This window comes from Pseudomonas sp. GW821-FHT02H09 (assembly GCF_059421425.1).
Map to the genome: position 1 here is coordinate 286,188 of NZ_JBWKVA010000007.1, position 16,779 is coordinate 302,966.

General features: G+C 57.4%; 16 protein-coding genes and 1 pseudogene. 13 read left to right on the plus strand and 4 right to left on the minus strand.

The window, feature by feature from the left end:
* Window positions 1–21: 21 nt before the first annotated feature.
* The 4 genes from AC07VR_RS12185 to AC07VR_RS12200 are packed head-to-tail and all read left to right on the plus strand — an operon-like array spanning window position 22 to window position 3,610.
* On the plus strand, window positions 22–909 hold the full coding sequence (locus tag AC07VR_RS12185; protein WP_495011334.1) for a heme/hemin ABC transporter substrate-binding protein: 888 nt from the start codon (window positions 22–24) through the stop codon (window positions 907–909).
* Entirely contained in the window at window positions 906–1,943 is a 1,038-nt protein-coding gene (locus AC07VR_RS12190; RefSeq protein ID WP_494995680.1) for a FecCD family ABC transporter permease, read from the plus strand. Before AC07VR_RS12185 ends, AC07VR_RS12190 begins: the two co-directional genes overlap by 4 nt.
* Window positions 1,943–2,710 (plus strand): heme ABC transporter ATP-binding protein, encoded by a 768-nt coding sequence (locus tag AC07VR_RS12195; protein ID WP_495011335.1) that lies wholly within the window; start codon window positions 1,943–1,945, stop codon window positions 2,708–2,710. The genes AC07VR_RS12190 and AC07VR_RS12195 overlap by 1 nt, the downstream gene beginning before the upstream one ends.
* A gap of 21 nt (window positions 2,711–2,731) precedes the next feature.
* Window positions 2,732–3,610, plus strand: coding sequence for a ChaN family lipoprotein (locus tag AC07VR_RS12200; RefSeq protein WP_495011336.1), 879 nt, complete (start codon window positions 2,732–2,734; stop codon window positions 3,608–3,610).
* A gap of 567 nt (window positions 3,611–4,177) precedes the next feature.
* Here the strand turns inward: AC07VR_RS12200 and AC07VR_RS12205 are convergent.
* The 3 genes from AC07VR_RS12205 to AC07VR_RS12215 form a co-directional block, all read right to left on the minus strand.
* Window positions 4,178–4,450 (minus strand): TfoX/Sxy family protein, encoded by a 273-nt coding sequence (locus AC07VR_RS12205; RefSeq protein ID WP_007902045.1) that lies wholly within the window; start codon window positions 4,448–4,450, stop codon window positions 4,178–4,180.
* Window positions 4,451–4,696: 246 nt separating this feature from the next.
* A complete protein-coding gene (locus tag AC07VR_RS12210) occupies window positions 4,697–5,041 on the minus strand; it encodes a pentapeptide repeat-containing protein (protein ID WP_495011337.1) in 345 nt (114 codons plus the stop codon).
* Window positions 5,042–5,133: 92 nt separating this feature from the next.
* Window positions 5,134–6,690, minus strand: a complete 1,557-nt coding sequence (locus AC07VR_RS12215; RefSeq protein ID WP_495011338.1) for a bifunctional aminoglycoside phosphotransferase/ATP-binding protein — start codon at window positions 6,688–6,690, stop codon at window positions 5,134–5,136.
* 117 nt (window positions 6,691–6,807) lie between these two features.
* On the opposite strand from AC07VR_RS12215, the gene mrcB reads away from it, so the two are divergent.
* The 3 genes from mrcB to AC07VR_RS12230 are packed head-to-tail and all read left to right on the plus strand — an operon-like array spanning window position 6,808 to window position 10,215.
* Window positions 6,808–9,132, plus strand: a complete 2,325-nt coding sequence (gene mrcB / locus AC07VR_RS12220) for a penicillin-binding protein 1B (protein ID WP_494995685.1) — start codon at window positions 6,808–6,810, stop codon at window positions 9,130–9,132.
* A gap of 16 nt (window positions 9,133–9,148) precedes the next feature.
* On the plus strand, window positions 9,149–9,880 hold the full coding sequence (locus tag AC07VR_RS12225; protein ID WP_494995686.1) for a tetratricopeptide repeat protein: 732 nt from the start codon (window positions 9,149–9,151) through the stop codon (window positions 9,878–9,880).
* Window positions 9,880–10,215 carry a YqcC family protein gene (locus tag AC07VR_RS12230; protein ID WP_495011339.1) on the plus strand — a complete coding sequence of 112 codons (336 nt, stop codon included), beginning with the start codon at window positions 9,880–9,882 and terminating at the stop codon, window positions 10,213–10,215. The genes AC07VR_RS12225 and AC07VR_RS12230 overlap by 1 nt, the downstream gene beginning before the upstream one ends.
* A gap of 21 nt (window positions 10,216–10,236) precedes the next feature.
* Here AC07VR_RS12230 and AC07VR_RS12235 read toward each other — a convergent pair.
* Window positions 10,237–10,341, minus strand: a pseudogene (locus tag AC07VR_RS12235) (DUF4124 domain-containing protein); the annotation flags it as partial.
* A 382-nt stretch (window positions 10,342–10,723) separates the two neighbouring features.
* Between AC07VR_RS12235 and AC07VR_RS12240 the strand changes: the two are divergent.
* The 6 genes from AC07VR_RS12240 to msrQ all read left to right on the plus strand — a co-directional run bounded on the left by AC07VR_RS12240 (window position 10,724) and on the right by msrQ (window position 16,704).
* On the plus strand, window positions 10,724–12,448 hold the full coding sequence (locus tag AC07VR_RS12240; RefSeq protein WP_494995688.1) for an acetolactate synthase 3 large subunit: 1,725 nt from the start codon (window positions 10,724–10,726) through the stop codon (window positions 12,446–12,448).
* 2 nt (window positions 12,449–12,450) lie between these two features.
* Entirely contained in the window at window positions 12,451–12,942 is a 492-nt protein-coding gene (gene ilvN / locus AC07VR_RS12245; RefSeq protein WP_150643298.1) for an acetolactate synthase small subunit, read from the plus strand.
* Between the two features lie 48 nt (window positions 12,943–12,990).
* A complete protein-coding gene (ilvC, locus tag AC07VR_RS12250) occupies window positions 12,991–14,007 on the plus strand; it encodes a ketol-acid reductoisomerase (RefSeq protein WP_057725048.1) in 1,017 nt (338 codons plus the stop codon).
* A gap of 142 nt (window positions 14,008–14,149) precedes the next feature.
* A complete protein-coding gene (gene pssA, locus AC07VR_RS12255; RefSeq protein WP_494995689.1) occupies window positions 14,150–15,007 on the plus strand; it encodes a CDP-diacylglycerol--serine O-phosphatidyltransferase in 858 nt (285 codons plus the stop codon).
* A 63-nt stretch (window positions 15,008–15,070) separates the two neighbouring features.
* Entirely contained in the window at window positions 15,071–16,084 is a 1,014-nt protein-coding gene (gene msrP / locus AC07VR_RS12260; protein WP_494995690.1) for a protein-methionine-sulfoxide reductase catalytic subunit MsrP, read from the plus strand.
* On the plus strand, window positions 16,084–16,704 hold the full coding sequence (gene msrQ, locus AC07VR_RS12265) for a protein-methionine-sulfoxide reductase heme-binding subunit MsrQ (RefSeq protein ID WP_495011340.1): 621 nt from the start codon (window positions 16,084–16,086) through the stop codon (window positions 16,702–16,704). The genes msrP and msrQ overlap by 1 nt, the downstream gene beginning before the upstream one ends.
* Window positions 16,705–16,779 lie beyond the last annotated feature (75 nt).

Here is a 16,779-nt window from a genome sequence, read left to right on the forward strand (position 1 = left end):
CCACTCAAAGGAAAACCTCTTATGCGCCTGAGTTCCAGCGCTATTGTGTTCTGTGTCGGACTTTTGCTTGCCAATGGCGCCGTAGCGGCTCAATTGCCGCAACGTTGGGTCAGTGCCGGTGGAGCGTTGTCGGAGTGGGTCAGCGCATTGGGGGGCGAGTCGAAGCTGGTTGGTGTAGATACTACAAGCCAGCACCCGGAATCACTCAAGGCACTGCCCAGTATCGGTTATCAGCGGCAGTTGTCAGCTGAGGGCATTTTGAGTTTGCGCCCGCAGATTCTCGTCGGCACCGAAGAAATGGGCCCACCGCCGACGCTGTCGCAGATTCGTAGCGCAGGCGTGCAGGTCGAGCTGTTCTCGGCGCAACCTGATTTGCCGACCTTGCAGGGTAACTTGCAGCATCTGGGCAAGCTGTTGGGCACCGAAGACAAGGCCGCGCAATTGTTCCGGAACTATCAGCAGCAACTGGAACAGCAGAGGGCCTGGATCAGCCAGCTGCAGACCCGGCAAAAAGCACCGGGTGTGCTGTTGTTACTGGGGCATGCGGGTGGCAAGCCCTTGGTTGCCGGCAAGGACACGGCAGCTGACTGGTTGCTGCAGGAGGCCGGCGGCCAGAATCTGGCGACTCATAGCGGCTACAAACCCTTTTCAGTCGAGTCCCTGGCCAGCCTGAATCCCGAAGTACTGGTCTTCGCTGACCGCAGCTTGACCGGCGAAGCTGCGCGCGCCGCACTGTTCAAGGAGAACCCGATCCTTGCCTCAACCCGTGCAGCCAAGGGCGGGCAAGTGTTTGAGCTCGATCCGAGCTTGTTGGTAGGCGGTCTCGGTCCACGGTTGCCGGAAAGTCTGGTGAAATTGTCGGCCAGCTTCTATTCCATTGAATCAGCCAAGGCTAAAACTGCCCTATGAGCACTCTGGTAAAGCCGCGAGCGTTGTTTATCAGCTTGAGCCTGTTGTGTGTATTGGCGATTTGGCTGTCGTTGGCGCTGGGGCCGGTCAGTTTGCCGTTGCTGGATACGTTGCGCGCAGCATTGCGCTTGAGCGGGTTGCCAATTCCGGCAGAGGGGCTGGAGCAGGCCGAACTGATCCTCGGCCAGATCCGTCTGCCACGGACGTTGCTCGGCCTGGCAGTGGGCGGGGTACTGGCGTTGTCCGGCGTGGCGATGCAGGGTTTATTCCGCAATCCGTTGGCCGACCCAGGGCTGGTCGGCGTATCCAGTGGTGCCGCGTTGGGCGCTGCGATCGCGATTGTTGGTGGCGCGGCGCTTGGCGGGCTGCCTGAGGCGATAGGTCCTTACCTGCTTTCGCTGTGTGCCTTTCTCGGCGGGCTGGGGGTGACGGCGCTGGTCTATCGCCTCGGCCGTCGTAATGGTCAAACCAGCGTGGCGACCATGTTGTTGGCGGGGATCGCCCTGACCGCGCTGGCCGGCTCGGCAGTCGGTTTGTTCACTTATCTGGCGGATGACGCCACATTGCGTACGCTGGCTTTCTGGAATCTGGGCAGCCTTAACGGCGCCAGTTATTCGCGACTGTGGCCGTTACTGCTGGTGAGCGCAGCGGTGGCGCTGTGGCTTCCGCGTCGGGCCAAGGCGCTGAATGCACTGTTGCTGGGCGAATCGGAGGCCAGCCATTTGGGCATCGACGTTGAAAGGCTCAAGCGTGAATTGGTGTTCTGCACGGCGCTCGGAGTCGGCGCGGCGGTTGCGGCGGCCGGGATGATTGGCTTTGTCGGGTTGGTGGTGCCGCATCTGGTGCGGTTGTTGGTCGGGCCGGATCACCGGGTTTTGTTGCCTGCCTCGGTGTTAGCGGGGGCGAGTCTGCTGCTGTTTGCCGATCTGGTGGCGCGTTTGGCCTTGGCGCCCGCCGAGCTACCGATCGGGATAGTCACGGCGTTTATCGGTGCACCGTTTTTTCTGTATTTGTTGTTACGAGGGCGCGCCTGATGCTGCGAGCGGAAAACCTGCAGATCCATCGCGGCAAGCAGACGGTGTTGGCGGATATCAACCTGGAGCTCAAACCGGGCGAAGTGCTCGGCGTGCTCGGGCCGAACGGTGCGGGCAAGAGCACCTTGCTCGGTGCATTGTGCGGTGAGTTGCGTCCCGCTCAGGGAAAGGTCTGGCTGGATGAGCGTGAGTTGGGACACTGGGATGGTGCGCAAAGGGCACAACGCGTGGCGGTATTGCCACAGACCTCGACATTGGATTTTGCCTTTCGGGTCGAAGAGGTGGTCGGTATGGGGCGTTTGCCCCACCAAAGCGGTCGAGTCCGCGACGACGAAATTATTGCCGCCGCCTTGCATGCAGCCGACGCCGGACATCTGAGCGGGCGCAGTTACCTGGCGTTGTCCGGTGGTGAGCGGCAACGGGTGCACCTGGCGCGAGTGCTGGCGCAGCTGTGGCCGGGGCAAGTCGGGCAAACCCTGCTGCTCGACGAGCCGACGTCGATGCTCGATCCGCTGCATCAACACACCACGTTGCAGGCGATTCGCGAGTTTGCCGACCACGGCGCGGCAGTGTTGGTGATCCTGCATGATCTGAACCTGGCAGCGCGCTATTGTGATCGTCTATTGTTGCTTGAGGGCGGACGCCCTCATGTGCTGGACAGCCCGGCGCGGGTGCTGCGACCGGAACCCCTGAAAGCCGTTTTTGGGCTGGATGTGCTGGTGCAGCAGCATCCGGAGCGCGGGCACCCGTTGATCATCGCCCGTTAAGAGCACCCTCGGAGTGAGAGCATGCGCGCAATTCTGATACTGGCTCTGATGCTCCTCGGTGCATGTCATAACGCGGCGATATTGCCGGACACACCGGTTTCAAACAGTTCGAAAGAGCCAACTGCCGGTGTGATCCGTGATCTCAATAATGGACAGGTGCTGACGGTGGATGAACTGGTCGGTCACTTGGCCAAGGCTTCGCGGGTCGTCGTCGGTGAGCAGCACGACAATCCCGATCACCATGCACTGCAATTGCAGTTGTTAAAGGCGTTGGCTGATCGTCGTGCTCAAGGCAGTCTTCTTCTGGAGATGTTGATGCCGGATCAGCAGTCACGCGTCGACAAGGTCCGCATGGGGTTGAAGGCGTCTGGCTGGCCCGGCGATCTACCTGGGGCGTTGGCGTGGCAATCCGGTTGGGACTGGACGCTGTACGGTCCTGTCGTGCGCTTTGCCCTGGCTCAGCCTTATCCGTTGTTGGCAGCCAATCTGGACAGAAGTGAAGTACGGCGAATATATACTCAGGCGCCTGCGTTGAGTGGTGTTCGTTCGAACTCGGCTTTGGTAAAGGACGAACTGCTGGCACAAGTACGCGAATCTCATTGTGGTCTGCTACCGGAAGCGCAAATGCCCGCGATGCTGGCTGTCCAGCAGCAACGTGATCGGCGGATGGCTGAGCGCCTGCTGGCGGCCCCCATACCCTCGCTGCTATTTGCCGGTGCTTACCACGCGCGCAAGGATGTTGGAGTACCGGTCCATCTGCTTGACCTTGGGGCGGCGAGCGGGACGGTCGTATTGATGCTGGCACAGGAAGGTGTCGAGGTTGCTCCGGAAACGGCGGACTATGTCTGGTATACCGCCGCCATGCCGGAACGGGATTATTGCGCTCAGTTGCGTCAGTAAAATCCTGACTGGCCATAAAACTCACCCAAATGCTTCGCCGGGGCTTGTGGTGTGCCCACGGACGGGCCAGGAATCCTCCCTTGATCCAGTAGCGCGAATTGAAAAGCCGTTCAGCGCGGATTTTGGCCACTTTTCGACAGGTAAAAAAAGACCCGGCAAAAGCCGGGTCAAATAACCGTGATTAGCCTGATGAGGAGATAAGCTGAGAGTCCGAACCACTGGTCTTCCAGGTTATCGACTGATCTCGCGACCAGTTGTGGTAATCATAACGATTCTCATTACTGTGTCAACAGCTGTTTTCTCATTTCTGTGAATTGAGCCAAGCGCTCTTTCTGATCGCCTATATGCAGGGGCTTCAAGCTCTTCTCTTTGAGCGAATAGAAGCGGATGACTTCTTTGATTGCCCGGAAATGACGTCGAGAGGTCTTCGGTCGATTCAAACCGGAGCACCTCACTGCATGGCATAAGGTCCTTCAGCAACGGATTTCGAATCCGTTGTAGTCGAACGATCAGTACGTCGGCGCAGGCCGGTTGCTTCCCGAGTAAATACATGAAAATCCTGCCCGCTCAAATCTTATGGCGTGACGATATGGCATCCAGCTGTTTGTTCAATGCCTCTTTGCGCTCTGCCGGGATGTCGTTCCAGTGCACGTCCATCAGCGCGCCTTCGATTGCATAGAGCAACACCTTCGATGCACGAAACCCCCGGGTTCGCACGGCCCGATATGCATCCACCGCCCCCAGGCGGCGTAAGTCAGAAGCGCTGTGGATGCCCACGGCGTGTAACCATTGCGCCGACGTCTTGCCAAGGTTTTTCAGGTGCTGCAGTTCATCATTCATCAAGCCTCCTTGCGACGGCCGAGCGGTGCGTGGGCGAGCTTCAAAGGAGTGTAGCGGTCAGTAGGAAAAGCGTGATTGTTTGGTAGGTTTCGATGAAAAGCTTCTAAGCCGGGAGTTCAGAGAGCTATAGAAAGGGCTGTAAACACAGTGGGAAGGAGGTTGAGAGCGGGCACGCTGGTTGACAGTGGAAATCACGATGCACAGTCCAGCGCATAGTAAGGGGGCGCCGGACTTCAGGTGAGTGAATTACTTGGTGCGGTAGCGCAAGCGCGTGCCGAAATTCACCGACATGAGAATCTCATCGGCTGTCAGCTCTGGTGGGAAGTAAGCGCCAGAGATTTGTGCATGTGCCAGGCTCGCGCCTTCCATGGAAGAATTGCGCAAATCCAGGCCGCGCAAATCAGCTGAGCGGAAATAGGCGTCAGTGAAATCGATACCTTCGGCGTTCAGATCACGTAGGTCGAGCCCGCGGAAATCACCGCCACGCATGTCGATAGGTCCGCCGTTAGGCCTTTCTCTATTGAAACCTTCGATGTCGTCTTTGTGCAGCAACGTGTAAAGCGGCGTGTCTAGAAATTTCGGCTGGCTCATGGGGGCGTCACCTGTTGGATTTATGGCGCCATTATAGTGCCACTATTTTGCAGCCGTGAAGCCGATACCGGTTTCACGGCTGAAATAGTTGCTTACAGGCCCGGCAAGCGTTGGCGAATGTGTGCGACCAAGCTGTCGAGTGTGCCACTTTCATTGGTCTCGACACGTTTGCTGCACAGAATTTCCGCAGCGGTCAGGGGCTCACGAGTAGCTTGCTGAGCTTCGATAACTGCCATGGTTGCGTCGGACGGATCATTTTTTTCCGCCTGACGCTGTGCGAGCCAGCTCTCGATGACCGCGTGCGGAGCATTGCAGTCAAGGATCAGGAACGGCGCGCCGGTGGCTTCGGCGATTTTCGAAGCGGCATCGCGTTGCTCGCGCTTGAGGTATGTGGCGTCAATCACTACGGGGAAACCGGCACGCAGAATTACATCGGCAATCTGATGCAGGCGGGCGTAGGTGGCAACACTGGATTCGGCGCTATAAATGCCCGCCTCAACGTTGTTTTGCACCTGTTGCTCGCCAAACAACCGCTTGCGTTCGACATCGGAGCGTAGGCGGATCGCGCCCAATGCTTCCACCAGGCGCATGGCTACATGACTTTTGCCGACAGCCGAAACGCCGCAGGTGATCGCCATGAAACGTGAAGGAATGGTGCTGTAGCTTTCTGCCAGATTGGCGTAGTTGTGGTATTGCTTCAGCGTGGCCGCTCGCTGTACCGGGTCGGCTTCGGCCGGCATGCTGAACAGGCTGACTTTGGCGCGAACCAGCGCGCGATAGGCTTTGTAGAAGTTCAGCAGTTCAAGTCCCTGGTAATCGCCGGTCAGCTCCAGGTACTGGCTGATGAAGCGCCGCGCCAGGCTTTTAAGGCCGCGATCTTCCAGGTCCATCGCGAGGAACGCGGTGTCGGCGTATACGTCGGTGAAGCGGAACGGTTCGTTGAACTCGATGCAGTCAAAGATCACTACGTTGCCGTCAATGACGGTGGCGTTGCCCAAATGGATGTCACCGTGACACTCACGGATAAACCCCTCGACCTTGCGCTGGGCGAGCAGTGCCTTGAGACGCTCGAAGCTGCTTTCTGCCCAGGCTTGCAGGGCGTCGAGTTGCAGCAGGTCGGCCTTGTCGCTGAGGAATGGGCGAATTTGTTCGAAGTTCTGCCGGACCGGTGCCATGACGCTTTCGGGAGTGCCGGCCTCGTGGGTTGCCGGAACCACTGGTGCAGTGAGGTGGAACTGAGCGATCTGTTTGGCCATCGCATCGATGTGCGCAGTCGTCAGCTCGCCATTGGCTTGCAGGGTGCTAAGCAATTGGCTTTGCGGGAACTGACGCATTTTCAGCGCGTAGTCGATCACCGGACCACTGCCAGCCAATTGCGGAGCTTCGGCGCTGCCGGTAATCGGCAACACTTCCAGGTACAAATCATGGGTCAGGCGCTGGTTCAGGCGTAGCTCTTCGCCGCAGAAGTGTTCGCGAGCCTCCAGGCCAGTGAAGTCCAGGAAGCCGAAGTTGACTGGCTTCTTCACTTTATAGGCGTAGGGGCCGGTGAGCAGCACCCAGGAGATATGCGTCTCGATGACCTGAAACCCTTCTACGGGATGAGGATAGAGGGCCGGATTTTGCAGGGCGGCGATCAGGGACTGGCTCACAGGCGATCCTTTGGAGTCGGGAAAAATTCAAGGGCGTCATTATGGCTGCAAGCGGCGGGAGTGCAAACCTGGGAGGGCTCCTGTTGAGTCTCAATAAAGTGCGTATAATCCGCCGCCATGACTCGTACTCGATCCCCCCGTTCCGCTAAAAAACGTCCCTCTGGTGGCCTGCGCCCCTGGTTAGGCTGGGCTCTGAAGCTCAGTCTGGTCGGCCTGGTGGTGCTCGCCGGCTTTGCGGTTTATCTCGATGCAGTGGTTCAGGAGAAGTTCTCCGGCAAGCGCTGGACCATCCCGGCCAAGGTTTATGCCCGGCCGCTGGAGCTGTTCGTCGGACAAAAGCTCAGCAAGGAAGATTTCCTGACTGAACTCGATGCTCTGGGTTACCGGCGCGAAAGCGTCGCCAATGGTCCCGGCGCAGCATCGGTCAATGGCAACACGGTCGATTTGAATACTCGCGGTTTCCAGTTCTATGAAGGTCTGGAGCAGGCCCAGCCGGTGCGGGTGCGTTTCTCCGGAGACTATGTGGCCGAGCTTTCGGCGATCAATGGCTCGAAAGTCTCGGTTGTGCGTCTGGAACCGCTATTGATCGGCGGTCTTTACCCGAAAAACCTCGAAGATCGCATCCTGATCAAGATCGATCAGGTGCCACCGTACCTGCTTGATACGTTGGTAGCTGTGGAAGACCGGGACTTCTATCACCACTTCGGGGTTTCTCCGAAGTCGATTGCCCGGGCCGTTTGGGTCAACACCTCGTCGGGGCAAATGCGTCAGGGCGGTAGTACGTTGACCCAGCAACTGGTCAAAAACTTCTTCCTGACCAACGAGCGCAGCCTGTCGCGTAAGTTGACCGAAGCGATGATGGCCCTGCTGCTTGAGATGCATTACGACAAGCGCGAAATCCTTGAGGCTTACCTCAACGAAGTTTTCATCGGTCAGGACGGTCAGCGGGCGGTGCACGGTTTTGGGCTGGCCAGTCAGTTCTTCTTCAGCCAGCCGCTGTCCGAACTCAAACTGCATCAGGTCGCGTTGCTGGTGGGCATGGTCAAGGGGCCGTCCTTTTATAACCCGCGTCGTTACCCTGAACATGCGCTTGAGCGTCGTAACCTGGTACTCGATCTGCTGGAGCAGCAAGGTGTTGCGACTGCCGAGCAAGTGGCAGCAGCCAAGAAGATGCCGTTGGGCGTAACCACGCGCGGCAGTCTGGCTGACAGCTCGTTCCCGGGTTTCCTTGATCTGGTCAAACGTCAGTTGCGCGAAGACTACCGCGACGAAGACTTGACCGAAGAAGGGCTGCGGATTTTCACCAGTTTCGATCCGATTCTGCAGATGAAGGCAGAGGCCTCGGTCAACGATACCTTCAAGCGTCTTGCCGGCCGCAAGGGGTCGGATGAGGTCGAAGCCGCGATGGTGGTGACCAACCCGGAAACGGGGGAGGTCCAGGCCATGATCGGCAGCCGTCAGGCAAGCTTTGCCGGTTTCAACCGGGCACTGGATGCCGTGCGGCCAATCGGCTCGTTGGTCAAGCCTGCGGTTTACCTGACTGCACTTGAGAAACCGAGCCAATACACATTGACCAGCTGGCTCTCCGATGATGTTTTCTCGGTGAAGGGGGCTGACGGTCAGATCTGGAAGCCGCAGAACTATGATCGCCGTTCCCACGGCACGGTCTTCCTGTACCAGGGGTTGGCGCATTCCTACAACCTGTCGACCGCACGTCTGGGCCTGGCAGTCGGCGTGCCAAATGTCCTCAAGACACTGGCGCGCCTGGGTATTACCCGCGAGTTTCCAGCCTTCCCGTCGATGTTGCTGGGGGCTGGTGGCTTGAGTCCTATGGAAGTGGCGACTATGTATCAGACCCTGGCCAACGGCGGTTTCAATACGCCGATGCGTGGGATTCGTAGCGTGTTGACCGCCGAAGGCCAGCCGCTCAAGCGTTATCCGTTCCAGATTCAGCAGCGTTTCGATCCGGGTTCGATCTACTTGATCCAGAGCGCCATGCAGCGGGTGATGCGCGAAGGTACCGGCAGTTCGGTCTACAACGTCCTGCCGAAAACCCTGGCGCTGGCGGGCAAGACCGGCACCAGTAACGATTCACGAGACAGTTGGTTCGCCGGTTTTAGCCAGGATTTGCTGGCAGTGGTCTGGCTCGGTCGCGATGACAACGGTAAAACACCCTTCACCGGTGCCACTGGCGCCCTGCAGGTCTGGACCAGTTTCATGCGCAAAGCTGACCCGTTGCCGCTGGATATGCCGCAGCCGGAAAACGTTGTTCAGGCTTGGGTCGACTCCCGTACCGGGCAGGGTTCCGAAGCGAGCTGCCCGGGCGCGGTGCAGATGCCGTATATTCGCGGCAGTGAACCGCCTCCCGGTGCCGCTTGCGGTGGCGCAAGCCCGGCTTCCGTTGAGTCGGTTATGGATTGGGTCAAAGGCTGGATGAATTAAGCGAAGAGGGATTTAAGTGAACAAGTGGTGGATTCCAGCTATTACAGCTCTGGCTTTGCTCAACGGTTGCTCCAGCGTGCAGCGGGGCGCGATTCCGGTGGTGGATTCCGGCAGCGCCGTTTCCAACAGCGAGAGGATTTCGGCCAATGGCGGCTTCCGTCAGACGACTGTCAAGCGCCCGACGCAAGCTCAGACTCAGGCCGTCCCGCAAGACTCGGGCGTGGTGGTGATGATTCCGGGCGGTGGCGCGACCACTTCGGCGCCGATCAGCAGTGCGCCGATTACCCCGGGGCCGATCACTCCAGGGCCGATCGATACATCGCCTGTTCAGTCGGCACCGATCAATCAGGGCAATTACAGTATGCCGTCGACGCCGAGCGGGATTCCTTCCGCCAGCACCGGTGGTTTGTCCGCTGACGAGCAGTTGGACGGTCCTGTGCTGGCCTTGCTGACCACCGCCCAGCAGCAACAGGCGAGCGGTGACCTGAACGGTGCCTCCTCCAGTCTGGAGCGCGCCCAGCGTGTCGCCCCGCGCGAACCGCAAGTGCTCTACCGTTTGGCGCAGGTGCGCATGGCTCAGGGTGATGCGGCGCAAGCCGAGCAGTTCGCTCGTCGGGGCCTGACCTTCGCCAATGGTCGTCCGGCTCTTCAGGCGAACCTGTGGGAGCTGATCGCTCAGGCGCGTGAGAAACAGGGTGACCCCGCAGGCGCGGCACTGGCTCGTCAGAAGGCCAAGGTTTCTCTCTGATGGATGCACGCTTTCCGAAAATTGCCGAACAACTCCTGTTGATCGAGCGTGAGCTGCGGGTTCAGGGGTGGTGGGGTGAAGTCTCGCCATCGGCAGAAGCTCTGCTCAGTGTCGAACCGTTCTCGATCGATACCCTGGACTTCGAGCAATGGCTGCAATGGATCTTCCTGCCGCGGATGAAAACGATTTTGGAAAGCGATCTACCGCTGCCCAATGTCTCGGGTATTCAGGAGATGGCCGAAATGGTCTTCGCTGCCCGAAATGTCCAGGGCAAGGATCGACAACTGCAGGTCTTGCTCAAAGAATTCGATCTGCTGATCACCGCCTCTCGCTGAATTGGAGGCTGCCAGTACCTGCTGGCAGATATCTGCAATCTGTTTCTGTGCTTCGGTGATGCGTTCCTGACGTTGTTGGTCGGTCAGGCGGCGCATCTCACCGTCGACCCATTTCCTGGTCATGGGTTGCGCAATTGAAGCTAACACAGCTGCTGTTTAAAGGTTTTTTCTTGCTTTCTCATGTACTTGGTTTGAATAAAGCACATTGACGACTTGACTTGGAGAGGGCGAATCAGAACAATCCAAAGTCCGCTGTAGAGGGACTGCCAGAAGCAGACCCGCTCAGTAGATCATGAGGCGCACATCCGCGCCGACCTGTTACACCCGCAACGCGTTACCTCGCGCTGGGTGGGAAAACCCCGCAACACTTGGGGAGCTCCCAATACTTGCTCAGTCAGTGCTGACGTAGTCGGCGACCACCGTCGCTCATGCTCTGCTAAGCAGTAAACCTATTAAGACCCGTTCCCTTTTTAGTGGACGGTATTCTGGCGTTTTAGAGGTGAACAACGTGGAGCTTTTATCTGGCGGTGAGATGCTCGTCCGCTTTTTGCGTGACGAAGGCGTCAAATATATTTATGGGTACCCGGGTGGTGCTCTCCTTCATGTTTACGATGCCCTGTTCAAAGAACCGGAAGTGACCCACATTCTGGTTCGTCATGAACAGGCCGCGACCCATATGGCTGACGGCTACGCTCGTGCCACCGGTAAAGCCGGTGTGGTACTGGTGACCTCCGGCCCGGGCGCAACCAATGCCATCACCGGTATTGCCACGGCCTACATGGACTCCATTCCGATGGTGATCATTTCTGGTCAGGTGCCTAGCACCATGGTTGGCACCGATGCGTTCCAGGAAACCGACATGATCGGTATCTCCCGGCCGATCGTGAAGCACAGCTTCATGATCAAGCATGCGTCGGAAATTCCGGAAGTCATGAAGAAGGCGTTCTACCTGGCGCAATCCGGTCGTCCTGGTCCGGTCGTGGTCGATATCCCGAAAGACATGACCAACCCGGCCGAGAAGTTCGAATACATCTTCCCGAAGAAAGCCAAGCTGCGTTCCTATAGCCCGGCTGTTCGTGGTCACTCCGGCCAAATCCGCAAAGCGGCAGAAATGCTGCTGGCGGCCAAGCGTCCAGTTCTTTATGCGGGCGGCGGCGTGATCCTCGGTGGCGGCTCCGCACCGCTGACTGAACTGGCGCAAATGCTCAACCTGCCGGTGACCAATACATTGATGGGCCTGGGTTCATACCCTGGCACTGATCGTCAGTTCATCGGCATGCTTGGCATGCACGGTAGCTACACCGCCAACCTGGCGATGCACCACGCCGACGTGATCCTGGCAGTCGGTGCGCGTTTCGACGATCGCGTGATCAACGGCCCGGCCAAGTTTTGCCCGAATGCCAAGATCATTCACATCGACATCGACCCGGCTTCGATTTCCAAGACCATCAAGGCAGACGTGCCTATCGTTGGTCCGGTCGAGAGCGTCCTGACCGAAATGGTTGCGACCCTCAAGGAAATCGGCGAGACCCCGAACAAGGACTCCGTTGCCAGTTGGTGGAAGCAAGTCGAGGAGTGGCGCGGTGATCGCGGCCTGTTCCCTTATGACAAGGGCGACGGCAGCATCATCAAGCCGCAGACCGTGATCGAAACCCTCTGCGAAGTGACCAAGGGCGATGCCTATGTGACCTCCGACGTGGGCCAGCACCAGATGTTCGCGGCGCAGTACTACCGGTTCAACAAGCCTAACCGCTGGATCAACTCCGGTGGCCTGGGGACGATGGGCTTCGGTTTCCCTGCTGCCATGGGCGTCAAGTTGAGCTTCCCTGATGCTGATGTTGCCTGTGTCACCGGTGAAGGCAGTATTCAGATGAACATTCAGGAACTGTCGACCTGCCTGCAATATGGTTTGCCGGTAAAAATCGTCAACCTGAACAACGGCGTGCTGGGTATGGTTCGTCAGTGGCAGGACATGAGCTACGGCAGTCGTCACTCGCACTCTTATATGGAATCGCTGCCTGACTTCGTCAAGCTGGTCGAGGCCTATGGTCACGTGGGCATACGCATCACTGATCTGAAGGATTTGAAGCCGAAGATGGAAGAAGCGTTCGCCATGAAAGATCGCCTGGTGTTCCTCGATATTCAGGTCGATACCAGCGAACACGTCTACCCGATGCAGATCAAAGACGGCTCCATGCGCGATATGTGGCTGAGCAAGACGGAGCGTACTTAATCATGCGGCACATTATCTCCTTGCTTCTGGAAAACGAACCGGGCGCCTTGTCTCGCGTTGTTGGCCTGTTTTCCCAGCGTAACTACAACATCGAAAGCCTGACCGTGGCACCGACTGAAGACCCGACTCTGTCGCGTTTGACGCTGACCACTGTTGGCCATGATGAAGTGATTGAACAAATCACCAAGAACCTCAACAAGCTGATCGAAGTGGTCAAACTGGTCGACCTGTCGGAAAGTGCTCACATCGAGCGTGAACTGATGCTGGTCAAGGTCAAAGCCACCGGTGCCCAGCGCGCCGAGATCAAGCGTACTACCGACATTTATCGTGGGCAGATAGTCGATGTCAGCGCTAGCGTGTATACCGTTCAATTGACCGGTACCAGCGACAAGCTCGACAGCTTCATTCAGTCGATCGGCACTGCCGCGATTCTGGAAACCGTACGCAGTGGCGTCACCGGGATTGCCCGTGGCGACAAAGTGCTGAGCATCTAACTCAAATTAGCGAATGGCCTGAACGGCCTGGATATATAGGGGAAATTCATGAAAGTTTATTACGATAAAGACTGTGACCTGTCGATCATCCAGGGCAAGAAAGTAGCCATCATCGGTTACGGCTCCCAAGGCCACGCACAAGCTTGCAACCTGAAAGACTCTGGCGTTGACGTGACTGTTGGTCTGCGCAAAGGCTCGGCAACCGTTGCCAAGGCGGAAGCTCACGGCCTGAAAGTGACTGACGTTGCCAGCGCTGTCGCCGCTGCCGACCTGGTCATGATCCTGACCCCGGACGAGTTCCAGTCAGCTCTGTACAAGAACGAAATCGAGCCGAACATCAAGCAGGGCGCAACCCTGGCCTTCTCCCACGGCTTCGCGATCCACTACAACCAGGTTGTGCCACGCGCTGACCTCGACGTGATCATGATCGCGCCGAAAGCTCCGGGCCACACCGTGCGTTCCGAGTTCGTCAAGGGCGGCGGTATCCCTGACCTGATCGCTATTTATCAGGATGCTTCCGGCAACGCCAAAAACGTTGCTCTGTCCTACGCTGCTGGCGTTGGCGGCGGTCGTACCGGCATCATCGAAACCACGTTCAAAGACGAAACCGAAACCGACCTGTTCGGCGAACAGGCTGTTCTGTGTGGCGGTACTGTTGAACTGGTTAAAGCTGGTTTCGAAACGCTGGTTGAAGCTGGCTACGCGCCAGAAATGGCCTACTTCGAGTGCCTGCACGAACTGAAGCTGATCGTTGACCTCATGTACGAAGGCGGTATCGCCAACATGAACTACTCGATCTCCAACAACGCTGAATACGGCGAATACGTGACGGGTCCTGAAGTGATCAACGCCGAATCCCGTCAGGCCATGCGCAACGCCCTGAAACGCATTCAGGACGGCGAGTATGCCAAGATGTTCATCAGTGAAGGCGCTACCGGCTACCCATCGATGACCGCCAAGCGTCGTAACAACGCCGCTCACGGTATCGAAATCATCGGCGAGCAACTGCGCTCGATGATGCCGTGGATCGGTGCCAACAAGATCGTCGACAAAGCCAAGAACTAAGTTCTAGCCTTGAAGAGAAAACGCGGCTTAGGCCGCGTTTTTTCGTTTGTGTAGACAGGTTCTGGTATAAAGCTGGATCTGCGTGCGAACCGTTGTCGCAGACACCTGTCGAAACTTTCCACACCGTTGTAAGGTAATGTCCATGAGCGAACGTCCCGAAGAGCCAAACCAGGCCTCTGACGCCGAAAGCCTGCTACCGATCGATGAGCATGTCGAAGAAGGACATGACGCTGAAGGCCGTAAAGTCCGGCATCGTGGTATCTATCTTCTGCCGAATCTGTTCACCACCGCGAACCTGTTTGCGGGGTTTTACTCCATTATTAATTCCATGAGCGCACAGAGCGCTTTGAGTGCTGGTGACGCGATAAGCGCGAGCAAGTATTTTGCTTTTGCCGCGATCGCGATCTTCGTCGCCATGGTGCTCGACGGCCTTGATGGTCGCGTTGCCCGGATGACCAACACCCAGAGTGCTTTCGGCGCTGAATATGACTCGTTGTCCGATATGGTCGCCTTTGGCGTCGCGCCCGCGTTACTGGCATTTGGCTGGGCCTTGGGTGATATGGGCAAGGTAGGCTGGATGGTCGCATTCGTCTATGTAGCGGGCGCGGCATTGCGTTTGGCGCGTTTCAATACTCAGGTGGGTACTGCAGACAAACGTTATTTCATCGGTCTGGCCAGTCCGGCCGCGGCAGGTGTGGTAGCCGGGATTGTCTGGGCGTTCAGCGATTACGGCATCCAGGGCTCCAAAATGTCCTTCCTTGTTGCTCTGATGGTTGCTGCCGCTGGCATGCTGATGGTCAGCAACATCAAGTACAACAGCTTCAAGGAGCTGGATCTGAAAGGGCGAGTGCCTTTTGTTGCGATTCTGGCGGTGGTGCTGGTGTTCGCTGTAGTTTTCAGTGACCCGCCGCGCATTCTGTTGCTGGTTTTCCTCGCCTATGCCGCCTCCGGCCCGGTGCAATATTTGTTACGTCTTCGCCGTCACAAAAACGTCGAGTGATGTAATTTCCCCCATACTCCGCAGTCTATTGGCGCATCAGTCCTCCAATGCTGCGGAGTTGTCATGTTAATCAAATTGCCCAAGTCGTCCGATTGCCAAGAGTCGGATGTTACGCCTGAGTCCCTCTACTTCTCTCGCCGCAGTATTCTGGGCGGTGCTATTGCCGGACTGGCATTCAGCAGCCTGCCGCGCTGGGCGAATGCGCAAGATGCCGCTCGTTATGCGGATGTCGAGCCAGGCAAAACTCCGTCCTGGTTCGCGCAGAAACTGCCGGCGACCAAATGGCAGGCCATCACCGTCAAGGATGAGGCGATTACGCCATTCAAGGATGCGACCCACTACAACAACTTCTATGAATTCGGCACTGATAAAGGTGATCCGGCACAGAACGCCGGTGCGCTGAAAACCGAGCCGTGGAGCGTTGTGGTGGATGGCGAGGTGGGTAAGCCCGGGCGTTACGCTCTGGAGGATTTCATCAAACCCTATCAGTTAGAAGAACGGATCTACCGTCTGCGTTGTGTGGAGGCCTGGTCGATGGTCATTCCCTGGATTGGCTTTCCCATCTCTGCATTGCTCAAGCAGGTTGAGCCGACCTCCAAAGCCAGGTTCATTCGTTTCGAAACCCTGGAGGATCCCAAGAGCATGCCCGGTCAGCGCTCTGGTTTTGCCTTGATCCATTGGCCTTATATAGAAGGGCTTCGTCTGGATGAGGCGATGAATCCTTTGGCGATTCTTGCGGTGGGTATGTATGGGCGCGAGCTTCCCAATCAAAACGGTGCGCCGCTGCGTCTTGTGGTGCCGTGGAAGTATGGCTTCAAGAGCGTCAAATCCATTGTGCGTATCAGTCTGGTCAGTGAGCAGCCGAAAACCACCTGGCAGAGCATTGCATCCGATGAGTACGGTTTTTACGCGAACGTAAATCCTGAGGTTGATCACCCGCGCTGGACTCAGGCGCGGGAGCGTCGTCTACCGAGCGGGTTGTTCAGTCCCAATGTGCGCGAGACACAAATGTTCAACGGCTACTCCAATGAGGTCGCTTCCTTATATGCCGGCCTCGATCTACGGAAGAATTACTGATGCGTTATCCGTTGTGGCGCATTGGCGTCTTTATAGTGGCGGCGGTTTGGCCGCTGCTTTGGTTGTATCAGGCCTGGATCTTCGCCCTTGGGCCGGATCCGGGGAAGGTGCTGGTTGACAGGCTAGGGTTGGGCACGCTGATCCTGTTGTTGATTACTCTGAGCATGACGCCTTTGCAGAGGCTGACCGGTTGGGCGGGGTGGATTGCCATACGACGGCAGTTGGGTTTGTGGTGCTTTGCTTATGTGGTCATGCATTTGAGTGCCTACCTGGTGTTTATCCTTGGCCTTGATTGGTCGCAACTGGGAGTGGAGTTGCATAAGCGGCCTTACATCGTTGTCGGCAGTCTTGGGTTTCTTGGATTGTTAGTGTTGGCGGTCACCTCTAATCGTTATAGCCAGCGACGCCTCGGTAGTCGCTGGAAAAAGTTGCATCGCTTGGCGTATGTGATCCTGGGGCTTGGATTACTGCATATGCTTTGGATCGTTCGTGCGGATCTGAAGGAGTGGGCTATGTATGCATCTATAGGTGCGTTGCTATTAGGGTTACGTATCCCGCCTGTCACGCGTCGAATCCCCCGGTTAATAGCGAAAAAAGCCCCCTCGGCAACAAAAGTGTAATTAACCCTTGACGGCAGAATCTGGAAGTCTATAATTCGCCCCACTTCCGGCGCAGTCGAAACGGAAAACTCCTTG